This is a genomic window from Vibrio sp. 1CM24A (genome assembly GCF_023161725.1).
GTDB lineage: Bacteria > Pseudomonadota > Gammaproteobacteria > Enterobacterales > Vibrionaceae > Vibrio > Vibrio coralliirubri.
Genome location: NZ_JALNTS010000003.1, coordinates 407,221 through 424,438, shown reverse-complemented (window position 1 = coordinate 424,438; position 17,218 = coordinate 407,221). Strand labels below are relative to the sequence as shown.

The window sequence follows — 17,218 nt, the reverse complement described above, 5'->3', positions numbered from 1 at the left end:
TTCACTTATTGTCCCTTGATGGCAGACTTTATCCCGTTGATCTTAGACTGCAAAAACGCAAGGCTCTGATGATAGTCCATCACATTTTTTGCGAACCTAGCTTGCTCATTTTCTAGCTCAACAGTGTTGCCATCTCGTGTTCTTTGCACAGGAATCCGATATTGAGCCGTCGTACCTATGTACCAGTCTTTTGAGTGACCAATACCACTGAGTACCGCCTCGAATCTTAGATCCATCGCTTTGTAATTAGGCGTGTCCACGTTAGCAATATTGGAGCTCAATACTGCCGCTCTGTCCAAACGAAACTGCACCATTTTTGGGTGTACCCCAAGTGCATCGTCTAAGTGAATCATAGCCCTAGCCTCGTCGTTGTTTGGCCTTAATCCTTTTAAGAAGTAGGCCTTTAACTTTTTATATTTTCTCTCACAACCGAAGTTGAAATGAGATTGCTTTAACCTATAGTTAGGATTAATTAGCGTGTCAAATTTGAGAATGACCGCAAAAACCAACAATTGGTACTTGACATGAAGAAGTTATCATTGACTGAATTCGGAAATCCGAGCATAAAAATGCGTAAGTTTCTGTTAAGACATTCAAGCCATTTCTCTACAGAAATTATTGATATTTTTAAATTTAACTTTGCGGGCCGTCACGTAAAAGCCACGTTTTCAGAAGCTCGTCGACCTCCAGCAAATAGCATCAAAACCGTTCTTCATATTGAGGAATTTGGGCATGTTTTTTTCTTTATTGCACCTCAAGCTGCCGATATTCTGCTACACAAGCACCTCAACAACCCGTTACCACTCAAGAAATCAAAGCGTAGCAATAACGACATTGCGTTAACCCAAACCCACCTAAGGCTTTTTCAAAAATTCGCCATGGCGATAACCAACGCGCTGACTGCCGATGCCAATCACTACGCCATTGAGCACACCGACCATCAGCCCTCTGACATTGGTGTCACCATTACGTTTGAGTTCGACGACCAACAGCTCGATCTGACCTTCATGATCGACAACAAATACGTGAAAAAGCTGCGCGACATGATGGAAAGTAACGAAACCTTTGATCGGGAAGAGATACTCGACAACTTACGCTATCAGCCCGTTGAGCTAGGGTGCGTCATGCTTCACCGGCAGTGCACACTCCATGAGCTTTCTCAGCTAAAACCCGGGGATTTTATGCCCATGACCTTGTGCAAAAACCTCACGGTCAAGGTCAACGGACACCCTACTTTTTTTGGCAAACTTCAATCCATAAACTCTGAACTGGGAGTCGAAATCGATGGCTAACGACAAAGAGACACACAACATTGACAGCTCAATGAGCGACTTAAACCTTCATGATGAATTACCAGATCTTGATGACTTAGATTTGGATGATCTTACCGACGACTTGGACTTGGGAGACGACAAAGAGCATATGAGTAACATCTCTCTGCTAAAAAGTATCCCTGTCGACATCACCGTTGAGGTTGCACGTAAGACATTGATATTAGATGAGCTACTGAATTTAAAAGCAGGCAGTGTCGTGATGCTGGAAAAACATGAAGGCGACCCCGTCGATATCAAGATCAATGGCACCGCGTTTGGCACAGGGGAGATAGTATCCAAGAATGGTCAGTATGGCGTTAGATTACTGAGCATCATCAAGAAACCGAGTAAGTAGCTCCTTTGAATAACGCAAAGAGTACGATGCCAAAACGAATATTCTTCACGCTAGCTTTTGCGTTATTCGCGAGTACATCGCACGCAGAAGGGCTGACGATTCTCAGTGAAACAACCACATCTGACGGAACTGAATACAGCATTAAATTGCAGATTCTAATCCTGATGACATTACTGAGCTTCGTTCCAGCTTTCGTGATCATGTGCACCAGTTTCACGCGAATCGTCATTGTCTTGGCCATTTTAAGGCAAGCGCTCGGCCTGCAACAAACGCCGCCAAATCAGGTGCTTGTGGGGATTGCACTCATTTTTACTTTGCTGATCATGAGGCCAGTCTGGACCAAGATTTACGATACCGCTTACATTCCATACTCGAACGATGAAGTGTCCTTGATGGAAGCGTTAGCCACAGCAGAAAAGCCGCTGCGTCGATACATGCTGGACCAAACGCAACGTAAGGCACTCGAACAAGTCTCCAAAATCGCAGGCGAAACCTTCATAGAGTCCGATCAGGATATTCCCTTCTTAGTATTACTGCCGGCTTATCTACTGAGCGAGCTCAAGGCCGCCTTTCAAATTGGCTTTATGTTGTTTTTGCCCTTTCTTGTCATCGACTTAGTGGTGGCATCTGTTCTGATGTCGATGGGGATGATGATGTTGTCGCCCTTGATTGTCTCTCTGCCTTTTAAACTGCTGGTATTTGTCATAGTCGATGGCTGGGGCTTACTCATGGGGAGTTTAGCCAACAGTTTTTGGATAAGTGGATGAGTCCGGAAGAAGCCGTCACCCTGGTAAGCCAAGCAATCTGGCTGATCATTCTTATGGTGTCGGTTCTTATCGTGCCTAGCCTTGTCGTGGGTTTGGTCGTAGCAATTTTCCAAGCGGTAACTCAAGTCAATGAACAAACCCTTAGCTTCCTTCCTAGGCTATTAGTAACTCTGTTATGCATCATTCTTTCTGGCCATTGGTTATTACAAGAGATCAACGACCTATTCTTGTTTATCTTCAATACAATACCAAGCAAGGTTGGCTAGCCCTGATGCAAATAACCTTTACTGATATCACCCAATGGCTAGGGATACTCTGGTGGCCATTTGTCCGATTTACTGGGCTTTTTCTTATCGCACCATTTTTTGGTGATAACGCGATACCGGTAAGAGTTAAGTTGCTGTTTGCTTTTATTTTTTCTTTGCTTCTCGCTCCCTTAGTGAAGGAGGTTCCTCCATTTAACCCTTTCAGCATCGACACGCTACTGTTCTCTTTTTACCAGCTCATATTTGGGTTTTTAATTGGCTTTGCGGTAATGATATTTTTCACTATTTTTTCAATTGCGGGGCAGGCGATTTCCATGCAAATGGGGTTAGCCATGGCAATAATGAATGACCCTGCCAACGGCGTCAGTATCGCCATCATTGGCAGAATCATGTTCATCACCTCTATGCTGCTTTTCCTCTCTTTAGATGGACACCTAGTGATGCTGCTTGTGTTTAAAGAAAGCTTTGAATATTGGCCTCTCAATTCGCCTTTCCCTTTCACCAGCATTGAATACGTATTAAAAATGGTCTCTTGGATGTTTGCGACCGGCCTGCTGGTTGCGGTGCCTGCTATTGTCGTGATGCTATTGAGCAACATCACGTTTGGTCTAATGAACAAAGCGGCACCGTCTCTTAATGTCTTTGCACTTGGTTTCCCAATGACCATGCTACTTGGCTTATTCGCATTAATGGCCTCCCTAACCGGTATCGGCGATCACTATTTTGATCTGGTATTAGAGTTGAACCAGCATCTGCACTATATGTTGAGGCTGCCTAATGTCTGATCATCAAGATTCCGGAGATAAGAGCGAGCAACCCAGTCAACATAAGCTCGCCAAAGCTAGGCGAGAAGGGCAAGTACCGCGCGCTAAAGAGTTCGTTTCTTCAATAACCCTTGTCAGCGTCGTTGCTTACTACGTGTTGAATGTAGACATGATTAAACAGACCTTCATTGAACTGTTTCTTGTGAGCTTTCAGTTTGATAGCCAAACGGTCAGCCAGCCAATGGCTATCGTTGAGTTAGTAGGCACCGCGCTTTTTTCGATGATCACGCTATTTTTCCCGCTACTGATTTATCAAATGATTGCCGCGATCGTCAGCTCAACGCTACTTGGTGGGTGGATATTCAGCCCATCTTTATTGATCCCCAAGTGGGAAAAGATAAGCCCACTCAAAGGACTGAAACGCATATTTTCCTCTCAATCGATCGTCGAACTGTTTAAGAACGTCATTAAGGTCTCTCTGTTCTTTACCCTACTGTATTGGGTAATATCGAGCTACATCTCGGTGATCACCAACCTAGTCAGTGCCCACTTTGATACCGTCGTACTTTCCGTAGCAACCATTACCATTGAGTACTTAGGCTACCTTCTTTTAATCGTCTTACTGTTTGGCTTATTTGATTTCCCTTATCAGCGGCATGAATTTACAAAACAGATGAAAATGACCAAGCAAGAGGTCAAAGATGAGCACAAAGACCAAGAGGGTAGGCCCGAGGTTAAAGCTCGAATCCGTCAGATACAGACTCAAAATGCCAAGAGAAGTGCCAATGAGCGCGTGCCTAAAGCGAGCGTTGTGTTAACCAACCCGACCCGTTACGCCATTGCCCTAATTTATGATTTAAGCCAAGCAGAGGCACCGTTTGTTGTCGCGAAAGGGCAAGATGATGTGGCGCTTTACATTAGAGAACTAGCGACTAAAAATGAGGTTGAAGTCGTCGAGAGCCCTGCACTCGCTAGGGCGATTTACAACACCACTCAAATCGACCAAATGGTTCCAAACCAACTCTTTGTCGCGATAGCGCACATCCTAACGTACGTGAACCAGCTAAAAGCATGGCGCAAAGGCGAAAGAAACAAACCCACCAACTTGCCCCACTTCAACATTCCTAAATCATGGTCCGATCCAAACGATTAGGCCGCTACTCCACTAGTGAAACACATAAAACTGTCGCTTTTATTCAATACCTTCTAAAAGCAGTCGCCTACACTTGCAGCTATTGAAACAACAGGAATTAACGCGATGTTAGACATCAAAAAGATCTCAGCACTTAGAGACTTGAGCGAACTTAAAACGGCTTACTTTGCTGAGTCAACAGCACCTCTTGATGGTATGTGGCACTTCGGCTTTGTACCTATGTCTGACCATTACGGCTTTTACGACGGTGGCAAACTTGTCGGTTATTGCGTGTTGAATGGTGAAGGCTACTTACTTCAATTCTATCTAGCACCAACCACCAACACCAATATTGCAGACTTGTTTACCTTAATCGTAGAAAACAACAGCTCTGTGGTTGGTGAAGTGAAAGGCGCATTTGTAAGTACGGCTGAATCACAATATCTGTCACTATGCTTGGACAATACTGGGTCCTTCAAAGTCAACGCACTGATGTTTCGCCAGCGTCCAACAGCCGTCGAAAACAGCATTGAAAACATTCAGATGACTCTCGCGACGGAAGAGCAACTCGATCAACTAGTCGAATTTGCTTCATCATCGATTGGCGCTCCCAAAGAGTGGCTGACCGGTTACTACAGCAACTTAATTGCTCGCCAAGAGCTATGGGGCTACTGGGAAAATAACAATGTTCTCGCTACAGGAGAATGTCGGAAATTTGATGAACACCAAACGCAGTTTGCCGACCTAGGCATGATTGTCGCTGAGCAAGAACGCGGTAAAGGCTTAGCAACGCGTGTTCTTAACTTTCTAAAGCAGCTCGCTAACAGCCAAGGGTTAGAAGCTATCTGTTCTACGGAAAGCAGCAACATTGGAGCACAAAAGGCCATCACACGTGCTGGATTGTCTTCAAAACATCGTATCTTACAGTTTGATTTTGACTAAATTTCAGAACTAAGCTGAAAGTTCAGTTTTGATAATAGATACAGATAAAAACTGTCACCTGCAGCGATATACACATATAGTTGTGGATGGCAGTCATTTCGAATAGAAGGTCTAATGATCAATTGGTTACAGTCTCCAAAATCCCCTCAAGTCGCTAAGTTCATTGATTGCTACTGGCTGATTGAAAAGACACCCGACGCTCAAACTCATCAATTTCCGATACTCAATCCCGATCCATCAGCGCACCTGATCTTATCGCCAAACGAGCAGGCATATCACTACACGATTGAGCAACAGGTCGATCAAGGCGTTGGTTGCCATCTGCTGTTACCACACCATAAAGCCATCGAATTGGATCACTCAAAGCCCTTTGTTCACCTAGGTATTAAATTCCATGTCGGAGCCTTGTACACGTTAGATATTCCAGACTGTCCACACCCCAGCCTAGACAGTGTTAACCCTATCGATCTCGTCCATTTACTGGGCAACCCAAATGCCGATACCATGTCGCTCATTAACCTCGCTCAAACCGACTTTGAGGCCTGCTGTCAGCAGTTAGATGATTTGCTGCTTCCTTGGCTATCGACAGCTAAAACGGATAGGCACAGCGAACTCACACGCAAGGTGTTGAGTGTGCTTGGCTCGACACCGATTGCAGAGCTTGATGACAAGTTGTTTTGCTCGCAAAGAACATTGGAAAGAAGCTTCAACAAGGTAACAGGGCTGACATTAAAACAATGCCAATCGATGAACAAACTCGAAGCGATGTTGGAATACTTGTATAAGCGAAATTTGGATGACATCGACTGGATGGACGTCGCCTTTCAATTTGGGTTTAGCGACCAACCGCACCTGATTCGTTACCTAAAGAAAACCATCGGTCTAACACCCAATACTTACGCCAAACAAGGGGGATTAACCATAGATGTGTATGGTGGAGTGAGAGCGGACTAACCCACCCTTTCTCTATAACAAAGGTTCTGTTTATAACGTACACCTCTGCCTTTTGTGTCCCATTAGTAGCAAGTTTTATTGAGTTTAGATTTGCGACTAAATATACTGGGGACATCATCAGACGGAGGACAAAAATGAATAATAAAAACAAACATATAGTTTTAATTCATGGTCTATATATGCCTGCGTTGATCATGCAATATCTGGATAGAAACTTCAAAAAACGCGGCTTTACAACCCACAAATTTGCCTACAACTCTCTGCGTTTTCCTTCAGCAGCCAAACGCCTCAATCGCTTCGTGAATGCTCGCTTTAATGAGTACGATGAGGTCTATTTCTTCGGTCACTCACTCGGTGGCTTGCTCATTCGTCACTACTTTAAGTTTTATCAGCCCAATTTTGCCGACACCTGCATTATTACAGCAGGCACGCCGCACAATGGGGCAACCATCGCCAAAACACTTTCGAATCATGGGCTTGGGTTTATATTTGGTTCGAGCAAAATGATCTTAAGCGATGGCTTGGGTGACTACGATATTGATGTGCCGATTGGCGTGATTACAGGTACCTACGACGCCGGAGTAGGACGCATTGTATTGGGAAGAAATCCGGGCGATGGCACAGTCACACTCGAAGACGCCAACCTGAGAGGAGCAACGGATACTTACGCCCTCAAACTCAACCACACGGCGCTTGTCTACTCCAAAGAAGTCGTAACACTGTCGGCTCAGTTCATCGAACACAGAGCTTTTAAGGACGCTTCATAGCTTATTTACGTTAGCTTTTGCGCGTTGACTCCTGTATCGAGCTCTTGTTCTCTTATTTGTGATAGATAAAAACAAAAATACCACTCTACGATGAGAGTGGTATTCAAAAATTCATTGCTGGAAATGAATGCTTGTTACAGACGATTCACTCGCGTTGGTAGGAACACCTCACCCAACATGCATCGCACCGAACCACCACCAATGTCTTCAATCGTTTTCACGTTAAATGGCAGCAGTTTTCCATGTGTCGATAGCTGAGCTAACTGAGCTGGAGAAAACGCATCGTAAGCCGATTGAGACATCGCGATCACCTTGTCGCCATTCACGGTTTCAAGCTGCAGGATGTTGCCACAGAAACGGTTCATCTGATCAATTGAGATAGAGATAACCTGCTTATCTTTAGCAAGCGACTTCACCACAAAGCGGCGTTCAAACTCAGGAATCACTTCATCACAGATCACGCAGAAATTATCGCCAATCGCCATCATCACATTGGTATGGTAAATCGGCTGGCCAGACGGTAATGCCGTTTGGAACGAGACCACGCGAGAATAACCAATGCGCTTCGCATAATCTTCCAATACTTCGCGGTCACAACGTTGAGAAAGCGCAGCATAGATGGTCTTGTTGATATGGTCGATAACCATCACGCCCGTACTCTCTAGATAAGAACCTTGCGCGATGTAAGACTCTAGAGACTCGCTGTGGTTAACAATGCGACCCGACGCTTCTAACGCTTCAATAAGAGCATTTGGCTTAACTTCATTTTGACGGTTTTCACACGCCATAGGGAAAGTAAATAAGCTTCCATCACTGCAGGTACTGAACCAGTTGTTAGGGAATACAGCATCCGGAGTTTCAACGCCCAATTCAGGGTAATCAAACTCTACAACTTGCACTCCTTCTTTACGCAACGAAGCGACCATGGCCTTAAATTCGGCCATCGTTTCTACCTTCACCTCAGCTTCGGTCAGATTCACTCTGTGCTGAAATTCGTTATCACGTGCTGTTTCTTCGTTAAATTTAAACTCTTTTGGCGGCACCATAACAACGCAATTGGCGTTTTGAACATTAGTAATATGAAGTGATTTTTTGTGTAGGTTTAACATTTCGACCGTCCCTATCTTTTATTTACTTCAGAATTGTAAACAACTTGTTACGACAAGATTCACTGAAAAGAATAATGATTTGAATATTTATCCCAAACAATTACTGCAGATCTTAGATTAATCGGTAATTTTTACTGCAAGATAACAGCACATCAGAAAGAACCAACTGTATGCATATTCGTTAAGTCACTTTATGGATAAATATTCTGATTCCATTTTCTCGCCTATCACGAGTTTTGATTACAATTTAATCCATTTAACGTTAGGATTATCACCGTTGCATAACAATCAATTACGTTTGAAATAAGCTTAACTTTTCCTGTCTAATTCAATCTAAAATAAGCGTCATGAAAGATTTTCTTTGGACCTTTCCTGCATCGCTTAGACAAAGTTTTAGTATTTTAAAGCCAAGTGCCTAAATAAGCGCTAGAACAAAATCCATCGAATGACTTAATACTGATAAGAACCCATGGGCGTTTATATAATTTCAAACTAAGACAGTTAAATTTCAAATCAAGACCATAAAAACAAAGCTGCACCAACGATGCAGTCGCTTATAGATGCACTAGTTTATAAAGGGAAATCTATGTACAAGAAATTTGAAGGCTTTACTGAAGCCTTTCCAAAGGGAGAGCCGATACAACCTCCTACGGGCATACTGGCATTCTGCCGCCATTACACTCGAGGTTTCGAAAAACCGTTGATCTTGCTCGGGTTGATGAGCATGACCATCGCGATCATCGAAGTCGCGCTGTTCGGTTACATGGGGCAGTTGGTCGACTGGCTATCAACAAGCAACCCAGACACTTTCTTAGCAGACAACGAATCGACATTGATGGGGCTCGGTATTCTGCTGTTGGTTGTGATGCCAATCTTGATCAGTGTTTACTCGCTATTGCTTCACCAAACTTTGCTGGGCAACTACCCAATGTCGATTCGTTGGTTAGCGCACCGCTACCTTTTGAAGCAAAGCCTGTCCTTTTATCAAGATGACTTCGCCGGACGTGTCGCGACTAAAGTGATGCAAACCTCGCTCGCGGTGCGCGAAACTGTGACCAAAATGGTCGATGTGTTTGTCTACGTGACGGTTTACTTCACGGCGATGCTGTTCATGCTTGCTGAATCAGATTGGCGCTTGATGGCTCCGATGCTGATTTGGCTCTTCGTTTACATCGGTATCCAACTGCACTTCGTGCCAAAGCTAAAAGACGTGTCTTCCGAACAAGCGGATGCTCGTTCACTGATGACGGGTCGTATTGTTGATAGCTACACCAACATCGCAACGGTCAAACTGTTCTCACACAGTAAAAGAGAAACCGAATACGCCGAAGAAGGCATGGAAGGCTTCTTAGATACGGTTCATCGCCAAATGCGCTTGGTTACTGGCTTCAACATCTGCGTTGAATTCGCTAACTATCTATTGGTGTTCAGCATTGCGGGCATCTCTATCTACCTATGGTTAGACAACGCAATCACCGTGGGTGCGATTGCGATTGCGGTCAGCTTGGCTCTGCGTATTAACGGCATGTCGAAATGGATCATGTGGGAAATCGGTGGTCTGTTTGAAAACCTTGGTACCGTGATTGACGGCATTAAAACTCTATCTAAGCCTATCGCTATCGAAGACAAGAAAGACGCGAAGCCTCTGGACGTTCCACAAGGCGGTATCCACTTCGACAATGTAAGCTTTAACTACGGCGAGAATAAGGGAGTGATTAACAACCTAAACCTCAACATCAAACCGGGTGAAAAAGTGGGCTTGGTAGGCCGTTCAGGTGCAGGTAAATCGACCCTAGTTAACTTACTGCTGCGTTTCCACGATGTAGAAAGTGGTCGCATCCTGATTGATGACCAAGAGATCTCGAGCGTTACTCAAGATTCTCTGCGTAGCAACATAGGTATGGTGACCCAAGATACCTCACTGTTGCACCGTTCGATCAAAGACAACATTCTTTACGGTCGACCAGAGGCATCAGACGAAGAGGTATACGCGGCGACTAAACAAGCGCACGCGCATGAGTTTATCGAAACGCTAACCGACCCGTTTGGCAACGTTGGTTACGATGCTCAAGTGGGTGAACGTGGCGTTAAGCTTTCTGGTGGTCAGCGTCAACGTGTGGCTATCTCACGCGTTCTTCTGAAAAATGCTCCATTACTTGTTCTCGATGAAGCAACTTCTGCACTCGATTCTGAGGTAGAGGCAGCGATTCAAGAGAGCTTAATTGAGCTAATGGAAGGCAAAACGGTTATTGCGATTGCACACCGCCTGTCGACCATTGCAGCGATGGATCGCCTGATCGTGCTCGACCAAGGCAATATCGTAGAAGAAGGCACGCACCAAGAGCTGATTAACCAGAATGGTATTTATGCGCAGCTATGGAATCACCAAACCGGTGGCTTCATTGCCGATGACCTTGAGCAAGCTACAAGCGCTTAATTTTTGTGCTACTTTAAAAGTGCGGCGTGATTCACACCAATTTGTTTATTAGCGGTAAATTACACGTGGCAGAATGTTATGTCGTAATTATATAATGACATTAACACCAAAGACGCCTCGCTTGCGCGTTCTGGAATAAGGCTAGACTTCGGGGGGAGGCTAGCCTTTTTTATGCCTGCTATTTGGTGCTCTTTGCTACCTGTCCAATAAACTTCATCGATCCTTTTGTTTTTTTCTTGGCGTTTTTTTCTTAAAATGCGCGCAATATTCTTTCTAGAGATCAACCATGAACAAAAGTGTCTTAACTAACGTTATTGCGTTAGCACTGCTTGCTGGCGGCTATGCGACAGCAAACCAATACTTGCTTTACGCAGGCCTATTCGCATTTTCTGGTGCCATCACCAACTGGCTTGCGATTCACATGTTGTTCGAGAAAGTACCCGGCCTATACGGTTCTGGCGTGATTCCAGCGCGCTTTGAAGAGTTCAAGGCAGCCATCAAGCAACTGATGATGGAGCAATTCTTTACAGAAAGTAACATCGATCGCTTCCTAAGCAGCGAGATGACAGGAAAGTCGCTCAATCTAGAGCCTGTGATTCAGAAGATCGACTTTAACCCTGCATTCGACTCACTGGTGCATGTTATCGAGAACTCTCAGTTTGGCGGTATGTTGGCAATGTTTGGTGGCACAGAAGCACTAGAGCCAATGAAAGCGCCGTTTGTTGAGAAGATGCAAGAATCAGTGATTGAAATCAGCAAGAGTGACTCTGTAAAAAATGCCATCAAAGACGAGCTAGAATCACCTGCGATGATGGATGAAATCAAAGAGAACATTGAGGCGATCATCGATCAGCGCTTGAATGAACTGACACCTAAGCTGGTTAAAGAGATGGTTCAGACCATGATCAAGAAACACCTTGGTTGGTTGGTCGTTTGGGGCGGTGTATTCGGTGGTGTGATTGGCTTAATCTCTGCGGCCATTACGCTGTAAGCCGAACAAATTTATCGGATTACCTTTATCTGACGCTCAACAACAAATGGAAGCTTATTAGCTTCCATTTTTTTATATCTAAATCACCTTGGTAAGGCGAAAGCAGGCCACTATTTTAGAGTTGCCAACAACTCAGGGTTCACACCAAAGCCCTTTTTATGCTCTTCAATCACCACTTCACTGCGTGTCTGAATCACACCAGGTAGAGTACCCAACTTCGTTGCCATAAACGCTTGGTACGCCTTCATGTCTTTCACTCGAACCTTGATCATGGTGTCAAAGTCACCCGACAGTGAGTAGCACTCTTCCACCTCAGGCATCATTTCTACCGCTTGGGCAAATTTGTCGAAGATCGAAAAGCTAGTCTGATCGAGACGAATATGGATAAAGACTTGAACATCGAGTCCCAGCTTTTCTGAACAAAGCTCAGCATGATAGCCCGTGATGTAGCCCTCTTTCTCCAATCGCTTGAGTCTATCAGAGCAAGGTGACGTCGTAAGGTTGACCTGTTTTGCCAGTTCAACCACAGGTAAACGCCCTTTCATATGCAGAATTCTTAGTATCTCTTTATCGATACGATCGAGCTGATGCTGAGACATAACATTCCTTAAACATTCTAAATTCCGCTCAGTATATTCCATACCAACAGCAATCGAAGAAAACCTCGCTCACACATTTAAAAACTAAATGTGCAGATGATATTCACACCAAATATAAATACATACAAATAGATAACAACCCTTATAAATCAAACTCTGGTTATTAACAAATTATTATAGAAATGACCTGATTAACAAATAAGTTGAGCCGGAAACGAAAGAAAGCATATAGGCCAAAGTGAATAATAGAATTATCAAAGAGAAAGGATGACTCTATTATGAAAACGCAAGAACTCGCATATAAACCTTACGGTATTGGTTCATGGACACACGTAACGGTATCAAAAGATGTTGCTCAGGCACTAGCAAATGAGTACTCAAACTATGGTTGGGATGTGAAGATTGATGGCGACGCCATTGATGCCGAGCTAGCACTCAAAGCCGCATAGAAACGCAAAAACCTCCTAAAACGGAGGTTTTTTGATCTAAGTTAGTGAGCGCTTACTGTAAGTTAAGCTAAACCAACTTGGGGTACAGTACTTCCTGTTTCGCAACGGCAGTTACACGTGCGGCAGAAGTGCTGAGTTTCCATATCGTAATACAGATTTCCACTAAATAGCTTTGATGTCCATTGCATCATACGGCCAGAAGTTGTCACGGGCTCTGACTCACAACGTTTCATTATAGACTTATGTAGTGTTGTTTTTTTACATCCTTTGCAATAGAGATCTGGCATACCTTTGTCCTATAGGTCTTTAGTGGTTACTGACAATTGACACATCATGTCCAATTCAGTTCAACAATTCACCGAGCTAATCACAAAAGTGAGCGCCAAGTTCAAAAAATAGCCATTTTTCTGTTTCATTTTTTGACATCAAACGCCATAAAGGTCCAACCTCTTCCATGCAATTTCTCTCGTTCACTCAGTTTCAATTTACATTGTAAAACCCTATAACGACAGTACCTCTCTCATGCTAGCCACTAAATTAAGCAATAAAAAAGCGGCACTTCCTCGATGAAAGTACCGCTTAAATAAGTCATATTTGCTTCAACTTCACTTAGGTTTAGAAGCCAAATTTACCATTGTCATTTTTCCACTCTGAGCGCGCAGGAATGGTTTCGATGGTGTCCCAGTGCTCAACGATCTTGCCGTTATCAACACGGAACAGGTCATAAAAAGCAACGTGGTTATTCATGAATTGGCCTTCACTGATCGACAACACAAAGTTACCTTGACCCAAGATCTTATGGTTAGCGGTATAAACCATCGGCATGCCCGCTTCCGCTAACGCCCCCAAAGCTTCACCCAAACCGCTCAGGCCATCGGCTACACCTGGGTTGTGCTGTAAATAAGCACTATCTTCATTGTCGATATAGTTATTAATCTTCGCCATATCACCACCGATCAAGATGTCTTTTACAAAACCATCGATAAGCTGTTTATTATGATCCGTTTTCTCTAGGTCTACGACTTTAGTCGCACCATCTAATTGAGTTCGTCCACTTGCGTTTGGCTTGGCAATTTCTTGCAGGTTGTCCCAATGCTCAACTATCTGTCCCTCTTCAAAACGGAACACGTCAAAGCCGACTTTAGGGCCGAAGAAGTTGTATTCAGTGTGTGTTACTACGAAATCACCGTCTTGAAATGAGCGTTTCACTTGCGCTTTCGCTGAACCTTCTGGAAGCATTTGTAATACTTCACCAAAGCCCGCTAAGCCATCACCTACCGCTAGGTTATGTTGAATGTACTTTTCAGGGTTAATGTAGCTCACCGCTTTTGCGTCGCCCGTTTCAATGCTCGAAATGACCGCTACCGCTTTTTCTTGAATAGACAGCTCTTGTGCTGCAACCGTGCCGGTAATCATAGAGGCTGCGAGTACACTTGCCGTGAGTAGTGTTGATTTGAGTTTCGTCGCTTTAGATTCAGCTGCTTTGAATGTTGCTGTTGGGAATGCGTTGGTTATTGTTTTCATTATTGAGTCCTCTCGTTGGCTTGGAAACTATATTAGTCAACGAAAGAGGCTCACGGCAGAGTGGATTTAGGCAGAAAAATGGTAGATATCGAACCTTAGATGATTCGTGTCGACCTGCTAGCTATTCAGAGAGTGAAGGCTTGGAATACTTCTTTTGAAACTCACCCGGCGTCATCTGAGTATGATTTTTAAAGTACTTAACGAAATTACTGGCGTCTTCAAACCCAAAATCCAACGCCATTTTCTGAGACGTAATATTGGTTACCACCAGCTGACGCTTCATTTCTAAAACGGTAAAAGAGTCGATGATCTGCTTGGCAGTTAACCCCGTTGCGACTTTGCACACTTGGTTCAACGTCTTGTAGGTGGTGTTAATTTGATTGGCGTACCAGTTTGCATCGCGCACGCGCAGGTAGTTGTTTTGAAGAAGCTCAAAGTAGCGGGCAAACTTAATGTTCTGTTGCAAGCTCAAGGCGTCTTGCTTCACTTCTGGTCGCAGGCGATGAAGAATCAGGGCTAGTGCTGAGAACAAGTACATCACAATCAAGGGATCGGATTCTGACTGTTTTAGTTCCGTCATAATTTGCTGTATGAGACTTCGCGTCCGATCTTGGTGGGACTCGTCTAGTGACAACAGTGCCGAGTGCGCCTTGTTCAAATGAGTGGGCGTGTAGTTTGGTAACTTCATATTAGCGTGAACGCTGTCTAAGAACGCTTGAGTAAACAAAACCGCAGTGCCTTGTGGCTTGTTACTAAAATCAAAGGCGTGCACCTGCTCTCTTTGAATGAACAACACGCTCCCTTGGTTAAAAGGGTAGTCCTCAAAGTCGACCATGTGCGTGCCTGAGCCTTGCTCGATAAACAGAATCAGGAAGAAGCTGACACGATGTGGCAATTGAGGATCGTGGTTAATATTGCTTTCTGAATAGAGCCGAGACAAGGGCACCAACTCCAGCTCAGCTTGCGCCGTTTTCTCATGGTTAAAGCCAATGCTCGGGATTACTTGAGGCACTATTAACTTCCTATTCATTTACTCAACTGCTCTTAGCAAGAGTAATGTATCGCAATGGGAACGGAAATGCTCTGAGCCTAGAAGTATGACTTAGCCAGCGTCACCAACAAGGTAAACATGCTCAATACACTCAACTTGCCAGGCGCAACAAAAGGTCAAAACGTCAAAGCATTTAGATATAGGCAAAAAAATAGAGCCACCGAAGTGACTCTATTATGTTTAGCTCATGTTCTTTGCTAATTCACATCTGTTTTACAATGTAAATTAGTCTAGCTCAACGAGGTTCTTCTCGAACTCAGCGTGTTGCTTCTTAACTTCGTCTTCAGGCTCGCCCGTAATTAGACTCACGATAACGATAGAAAGAGTCGATAGGATGATTCCCGGTACGATTTCGTACACATCGAACCAACCGCCCGTGAACTGTTTCCAAAGTACAATCGTCACACCACCAACCACGATACCCGCTAGAGCGCCGTTACGGTTCATACGAGACCAGTACAGGCTCAATACGATAGCTGGGCCGAATGCAGCACCAAAACCAGCCCATGCGTAAGACACAAGGCCAAGTACTGAACTGTCTGGCGTCATCGCGAGTACAAGTGCAATCAGAGAGATTAGGATAACCGCGAAACGGCCTACACGAACAATCTCTTCTGACGTAGCGTCTTTCTTCAGAACTTGCTTATACAGATCTTCTGCCATTGCGGATGAAGAAACAAGAAGTTGTGAATCCGCAGTACTCATGATTGCCGCTAGGATTGCCGCCAGTAGGATACCTGCGATTACTGGGTGGAACATCGCGTTCACAAGAAGCATGAAGATCTTCTCGCCATCGTCTAGCTTAGGTGCACCAGAGTTAGTTACGTAGATAAGACCAACAAGACCAACCAGCATTGCACCAATCATAGACAGTGCAGTCCATACCACGGCGATACGACGCGCGGTTGTTAGGTCTTTATTGCTACGCGTTGCTTTGAAACGAGCAAGGATGTGTGGCTGACCGAAGTAACCTAGACCCCATGCCGCTAGCGAGATGATCGCGATAGCAGAAAGAGGCTCACCTTTCGCATCATTCCATAGCGTGAGTAGCTCTGGGTTGATGTTGTGAAGGTCAGTCGATAGCTGGCCAAGGCCGCCGTTCATTGCTGCGATTGGTACAATCAATAGCGCAGCAGACATTAGCAGGCCTTGAACTAAGTCAGTCCAAGATACCGCTAGGAAACCACCAAACAGGGTGTACGAAACCACACATACGGTACCGATGATTACCGCCGTTGTGTAATCTAGGCCGAATACCGTTTCAAACAATTTACCACCTGCTACCAAGCCTGAGCTTGTGTAGAAAAGGAAGAATAAAAGGATAAAGAAAGCAGAAATTGTTTGGATCAGCTTAGAGTTATCGTTGAAGCGACGAGATAGGAACTCAGGCAGCGTCAGTGATTCAGTTGTAATACTGTAAGTACGTAGGCGTTTAGCACTGATTAACCAGTTTGCCCAAGTACCAACCAGTAGGCCACCAGCAAGCCAGAATGCCTCAAAGCCAGCAGCGTAAGCGTAACCAGGCAGGCCAAGTAGCAACCAACCACTCATGTCTGATGCACCAGCAGAAAGTGCAGCAGGCCATGGGCCTAACGAACGACCACCTAGGAAGTAGTCAGTTGAGTTAGATGTACGTTTGTAAGCAATAACACCGATCGCTAGCATCATAATTAGATACGCAATGAACGTCGTCGTTATTGCAAAACTGTTTTCTATCATTTGATAGTCCTCATTTTGTAGAAAGCCTTCCATGCCTAGTTCAATGCAAGGCACTTACCGTAAAGGCAAGCAAATGCAT

Annotated in this window: 19 protein-coding genes; 12 read left to right on the top strand and 7 right to left on the bottom strand. The window is 44.5% G+C overall.

Annotated elements, in window-relative coordinates; all coding sequences use genetic code 11:
* Positions 1–5 precede the first annotated feature (5 nt).
* Positions 6–353: a flagellar basal body protein gene (locus MSG38_RS09435; RefSeq protein ID WP_048610376.1), complete on the bottom strand. Its 348-nt coding sequence runs from the start codon at positions 351–353 to the stop codon at positions 6–8.
* Between the two features lie 171 nt (positions 354–524).
* On the opposite strand from MSG38_RS09435, the gene MSG38_RS09430 reads away from it, so the two are divergent.
* From MSG38_RS09430 to MSG38_RS09390, 9 genes are all read left to right on the top strand, one after another.
* Positions 525–1,292, top strand: a complete 768-nt coding sequence (locus MSG38_RS09430) for a FliM/FliN family flagellar motor C-terminal domain-containing protein (protein WP_048610125.1) — start codon at positions 525–527, stop codon at positions 1,290–1,292.
* Positions 1,285–1,668: a FliM/FliN family flagellar motor switch protein gene (locus MSG38_RS09425; protein ID WP_048610127.1), complete on the top strand. Its 384-nt coding sequence runs from the start codon at positions 1,285–1,287 to the stop codon at positions 1,666–1,668. Before MSG38_RS09430 ends, MSG38_RS09425 begins: the two co-directional genes overlap by 8 nt.
* A 26-nt stretch (positions 1,669–1,694) precedes the next feature.
* Positions 1,695–2,435, top strand: a complete 741-nt coding sequence (fliP, locus tag MSG38_RS09420; protein ID WP_248401688.1) for a flagellar type III secretion system pore protein FliP — start codon at positions 1,695–1,697, stop codon at positions 2,433–2,435.
* Positions 2,432–2,701: a flagellar biosynthesis protein FliQ gene (gene fliQ, locus MSG38_RS09415; protein WP_048610132.1), complete on the top strand. Its 270-nt coding sequence runs from the start codon at positions 2,432–2,434 to the stop codon at positions 2,699–2,701. The genes fliP and fliQ overlap by 4 nt, the downstream gene beginning before the upstream one ends.
* On the top strand, positions 2,611–3,486 hold the full coding sequence (gene fliR, locus MSG38_RS09410; protein ID WP_348983502.1) for a flagellar biosynthetic protein FliR: 876 nt from the start codon (positions 2,611–2,613) through the stop codon (positions 3,484–3,486). Before fliQ ends, fliR begins: the two co-directional genes overlap by 91 nt.
* Complete coding sequence (flhB, locus tag MSG38_RS09405; protein ID WP_248401686.1) at positions 3,479–4,618, top strand: flagellar biosynthesis protein FlhB; 1,140 nt, start codon at positions 3,479–3,481, stop codon at positions 4,616–4,618. The genes fliR and flhB overlap by 8 nt, the downstream gene beginning before the upstream one ends.
* Before the next feature lie 105 nt (positions 4,619–4,723).
* Entirely contained in the window at positions 4,724–5,539 is an 816-nt protein-coding gene (locus MSG38_RS09400; protein WP_248401685.1) for a GNAT family N-acetyltransferase, read from the top strand.
* A gap of 114 nt (positions 5,540–5,653) precedes the next feature.
* Positions 5,654–6,493: an AraC family transcriptional regulator gene (locus MSG38_RS09395; protein ID WP_248401684.1), complete on the top strand. Its 840-nt coding sequence runs from the start codon at positions 5,654–5,656 to the stop codon at positions 6,491–6,493.
* Between the two features lie 134 nt (positions 6,494–6,627).
* Positions 6,628–7,260 (top strand): acetyltransferase, encoded by a 633-nt coding sequence (locus MSG38_RS09390; RefSeq protein WP_050647609.1) that lies wholly within the window; start codon positions 6,628–6,630, stop codon positions 7,258–7,260.
* Positions 7,261–7,394: 134 nt separating this feature from the next.
* Here MSG38_RS09390 and MSG38_RS09385 read toward each other — a convergent pair whose 3' ends face one another.
* Complete coding sequence (locus tag MSG38_RS09385; RefSeq protein ID WP_017061193.1) at positions 7,395–8,369, bottom strand: arginine deiminase-related protein; 975 nt, start codon at positions 8,367–8,369, stop codon at positions 7,395–7,397.
* A 586-nt stretch (positions 8,370–8,955) separates the two neighbouring features.
* On the opposite strand from MSG38_RS09385, the gene MSG38_RS09380 reads away from it, so the two are divergent.
* The gene (locus MSG38_RS09380) at positions 8,956–10,806 is read left to right on the top strand and encodes an ABC transporter ATP-binding protein (RefSeq protein ID WP_248401683.1); all 1,851 of its coding nucleotides are present in this window, start codon (positions 8,956–8,958) and stop codon (positions 10,804–10,806) included.
* A 286-nt stretch (positions 10,807–11,092) separates the two neighbouring features.
* Positions 11,093–11,797: a hypothetical protein gene (locus tag MSG38_RS09375; RefSeq protein ID WP_017065155.1), complete on the top strand. Its 705-nt coding sequence runs from the start codon at positions 11,093–11,095 to the stop codon at positions 11,795–11,797.
* Positions 11,798–11,907: 110 nt separating this feature from the next.
* Here MSG38_RS09375 and MSG38_RS09370 read toward each other — a convergent pair whose 3' ends face one another.
* Positions 11,908–12,396 (bottom strand): Lrp/AsnC ligand binding domain-containing protein, encoded by a 489-nt coding sequence (locus MSG38_RS09370; protein ID WP_004732526.1) that lies wholly within the window; start codon positions 12,394–12,396, stop codon positions 11,908–11,910.
* Positions 12,397–12,674: 278 nt separating this feature from the next.
* Here MSG38_RS09370 and MSG38_RS09365 point away from each other — a divergent pair, with 278 nt between their 5' ends.
* Entirely contained in the window at positions 12,675–12,845 is a 171-nt protein-coding gene (locus tag MSG38_RS09365; protein WP_019823299.1) for a hypothetical protein, read from the top strand.
* 62 nt (positions 12,846–12,907) lie between these two features.
* Here the strand turns inward: MSG38_RS09365 and MSG38_RS09360 are convergent, their stop codons facing one another.
* From MSG38_RS09360 to putP, 4 genes are all read right to left on the bottom strand, one after another.
* Positions 12,908–13,132, bottom strand: a complete 225-nt coding sequence (locus MSG38_RS09360) for a hypothetical protein (protein ID WP_081322170.1) — start codon at positions 13,130–13,132, stop codon at positions 12,908–12,910.
* Between the two features lie 328 nt (positions 13,133–13,460).
* Positions 13,461–14,261 (bottom strand): hypothetical protein, encoded by an 801-nt coding sequence (locus MSG38_RS09355; RefSeq protein ID WP_081322175.1) that lies wholly within the window; start codon positions 14,259–14,261, stop codon positions 13,461–13,463.
* Between the two features lie 229 nt (positions 14,262–14,490).
* A complete protein-coding gene (locus MSG38_RS09350) occupies positions 14,491–15,381 on the bottom strand; it encodes a helix-turn-helix transcriptional regulator (protein ID WP_248401682.1) in 891 nt (296 codons plus the stop codon).
* A 264-nt stretch (positions 15,382–15,645) separates the two neighbouring features.
* On the bottom strand, positions 15,646–17,172 hold the full coding sequence (gene putP / locus MSG38_RS09345; RefSeq protein ID WP_170930181.1) for a sodium/proline symporter PutP: 1,527 nt from the start codon (positions 17,170–17,172) through the stop codon (positions 15,646–15,648).
* Positions 17,173–17,218 lie beyond the last annotated feature (46 nt).

Excerpts from the sequence above, each read along its gene's own strand:
- MSG38_RS09425 (WP_048610127.1), top strand. The coding sequence starts at position 1,285 with ATGGCTAACGACAAAGAGACACACAACATTGACAGCTCAATGAGCGAC.
- MSG38_RS09355 (WP_081322175.1), bottom strand. The coding sequence starts at position 14,261 with ATGATTACCGGCACGGTTGCAGCACAAGAGCTGTCTATTCAAGAAAAA.
- MSG38_RS09375 (WP_017065155.1), top strand. The coding sequence starts at position 11,093 with ATGAACAAAAGTGTCTTAACTAACGTTATTGCGTTAGCACTGCTTGCT.
- MSG38_RS09400 (WP_248401685.1), top strand. The coding sequence starts at position 4,724 with ATGTTAGACATCAAAAAGATCTCAGCACTTAGAGACTTGAGCGAACTT.
- MSG38_RS09390 (WP_050647609.1), top strand. The coding sequence starts at position 6,628 with ATGAATAATAAAAACAAACATATAGTTTTAATTCATGGTCTATATATG.
- fliP (WP_248401688.1), top strand. The coding sequence starts at position 1,695 with ATGCCAAAACGAATATTCTTCACGCTAGCTTTTGCGTTATTCGCGAGT.
- MSG38_RS09430 (WP_048610125.1), top strand. The coding sequence starts at position 525 with ATGAAGAAGTTATCATTGACTGAATTCGGAAATCCGAGCATAAAAATG.
- MSG38_RS09360 (WP_081322170.1), bottom strand. The coding sequence starts at position 13,132 with ATGCCAGATCTCTATTGCAAAGGATGTAAAAAAACAACACTACATAAG.
- putP (WP_170930181.1), bottom strand. The coding sequence starts at position 17,172 with ATGGAAGGCTTTCTACAAAATGAGGACTATCAAATGATAGAAAACAGT.
- fliQ (WP_048610132.1), top strand. The coding sequence starts at position 2,432 with ATGAGTCCGGAAGAAGCCGTCACCCTGGTAAGCCAAGCAATCTGGCTG.
- MSG38_RS09380 (WP_248401683.1), top strand. The coding sequence starts at position 8,956 with ATGTACAAGAAATTTGAAGGCTTTACTGAAGCCTTTCCAAAGGGAGAG.
- MSG38_RS09370 (WP_004732526.1), bottom strand. The coding sequence starts at position 12,396 with ATGTCTCAGCATCAGCTCGATCGTATCGATAAAGAGATACTAAGAATT.
- MSG38_RS09395 (WP_248401684.1), top strand. The coding sequence starts at position 5,654 with ATGATCAATTGGTTACAGTCTCCAAAATCCCCTCAAGTCGCTAAGTTC.
- MSG38_RS09365 (WP_019823299.1), top strand. The coding sequence starts at position 12,675 with ATGAAAACGCAAGAACTCGCATATAAACCTTACGGTATTGGTTCATGG.
- MSG38_RS09435 (WP_048610376.1), bottom strand. The coding sequence starts at position 353 with ATGATTCACTTAGACGATGCACTTGGGGTACACCCAAAAATGGTGCAG.
- flhB (WP_248401686.1), top strand. The coding sequence starts at position 3,479 with ATGTCTGATCATCAAGATTCCGGAGATAAGAGCGAGCAACCCAGTCAA.
- fliR (WP_348983502.1), top strand. The coding sequence starts at position 2,611 with ATGCATCATTCTTTCTGGCCATTGGTTATTACAAGAGATCAACGACCT.
- MSG38_RS09385 (WP_017061193.1), bottom strand. The coding sequence starts at position 8,369 with ATGTTAAACCTACACAAAAAATCACTTCATATTACTAATGTTCAAAAC.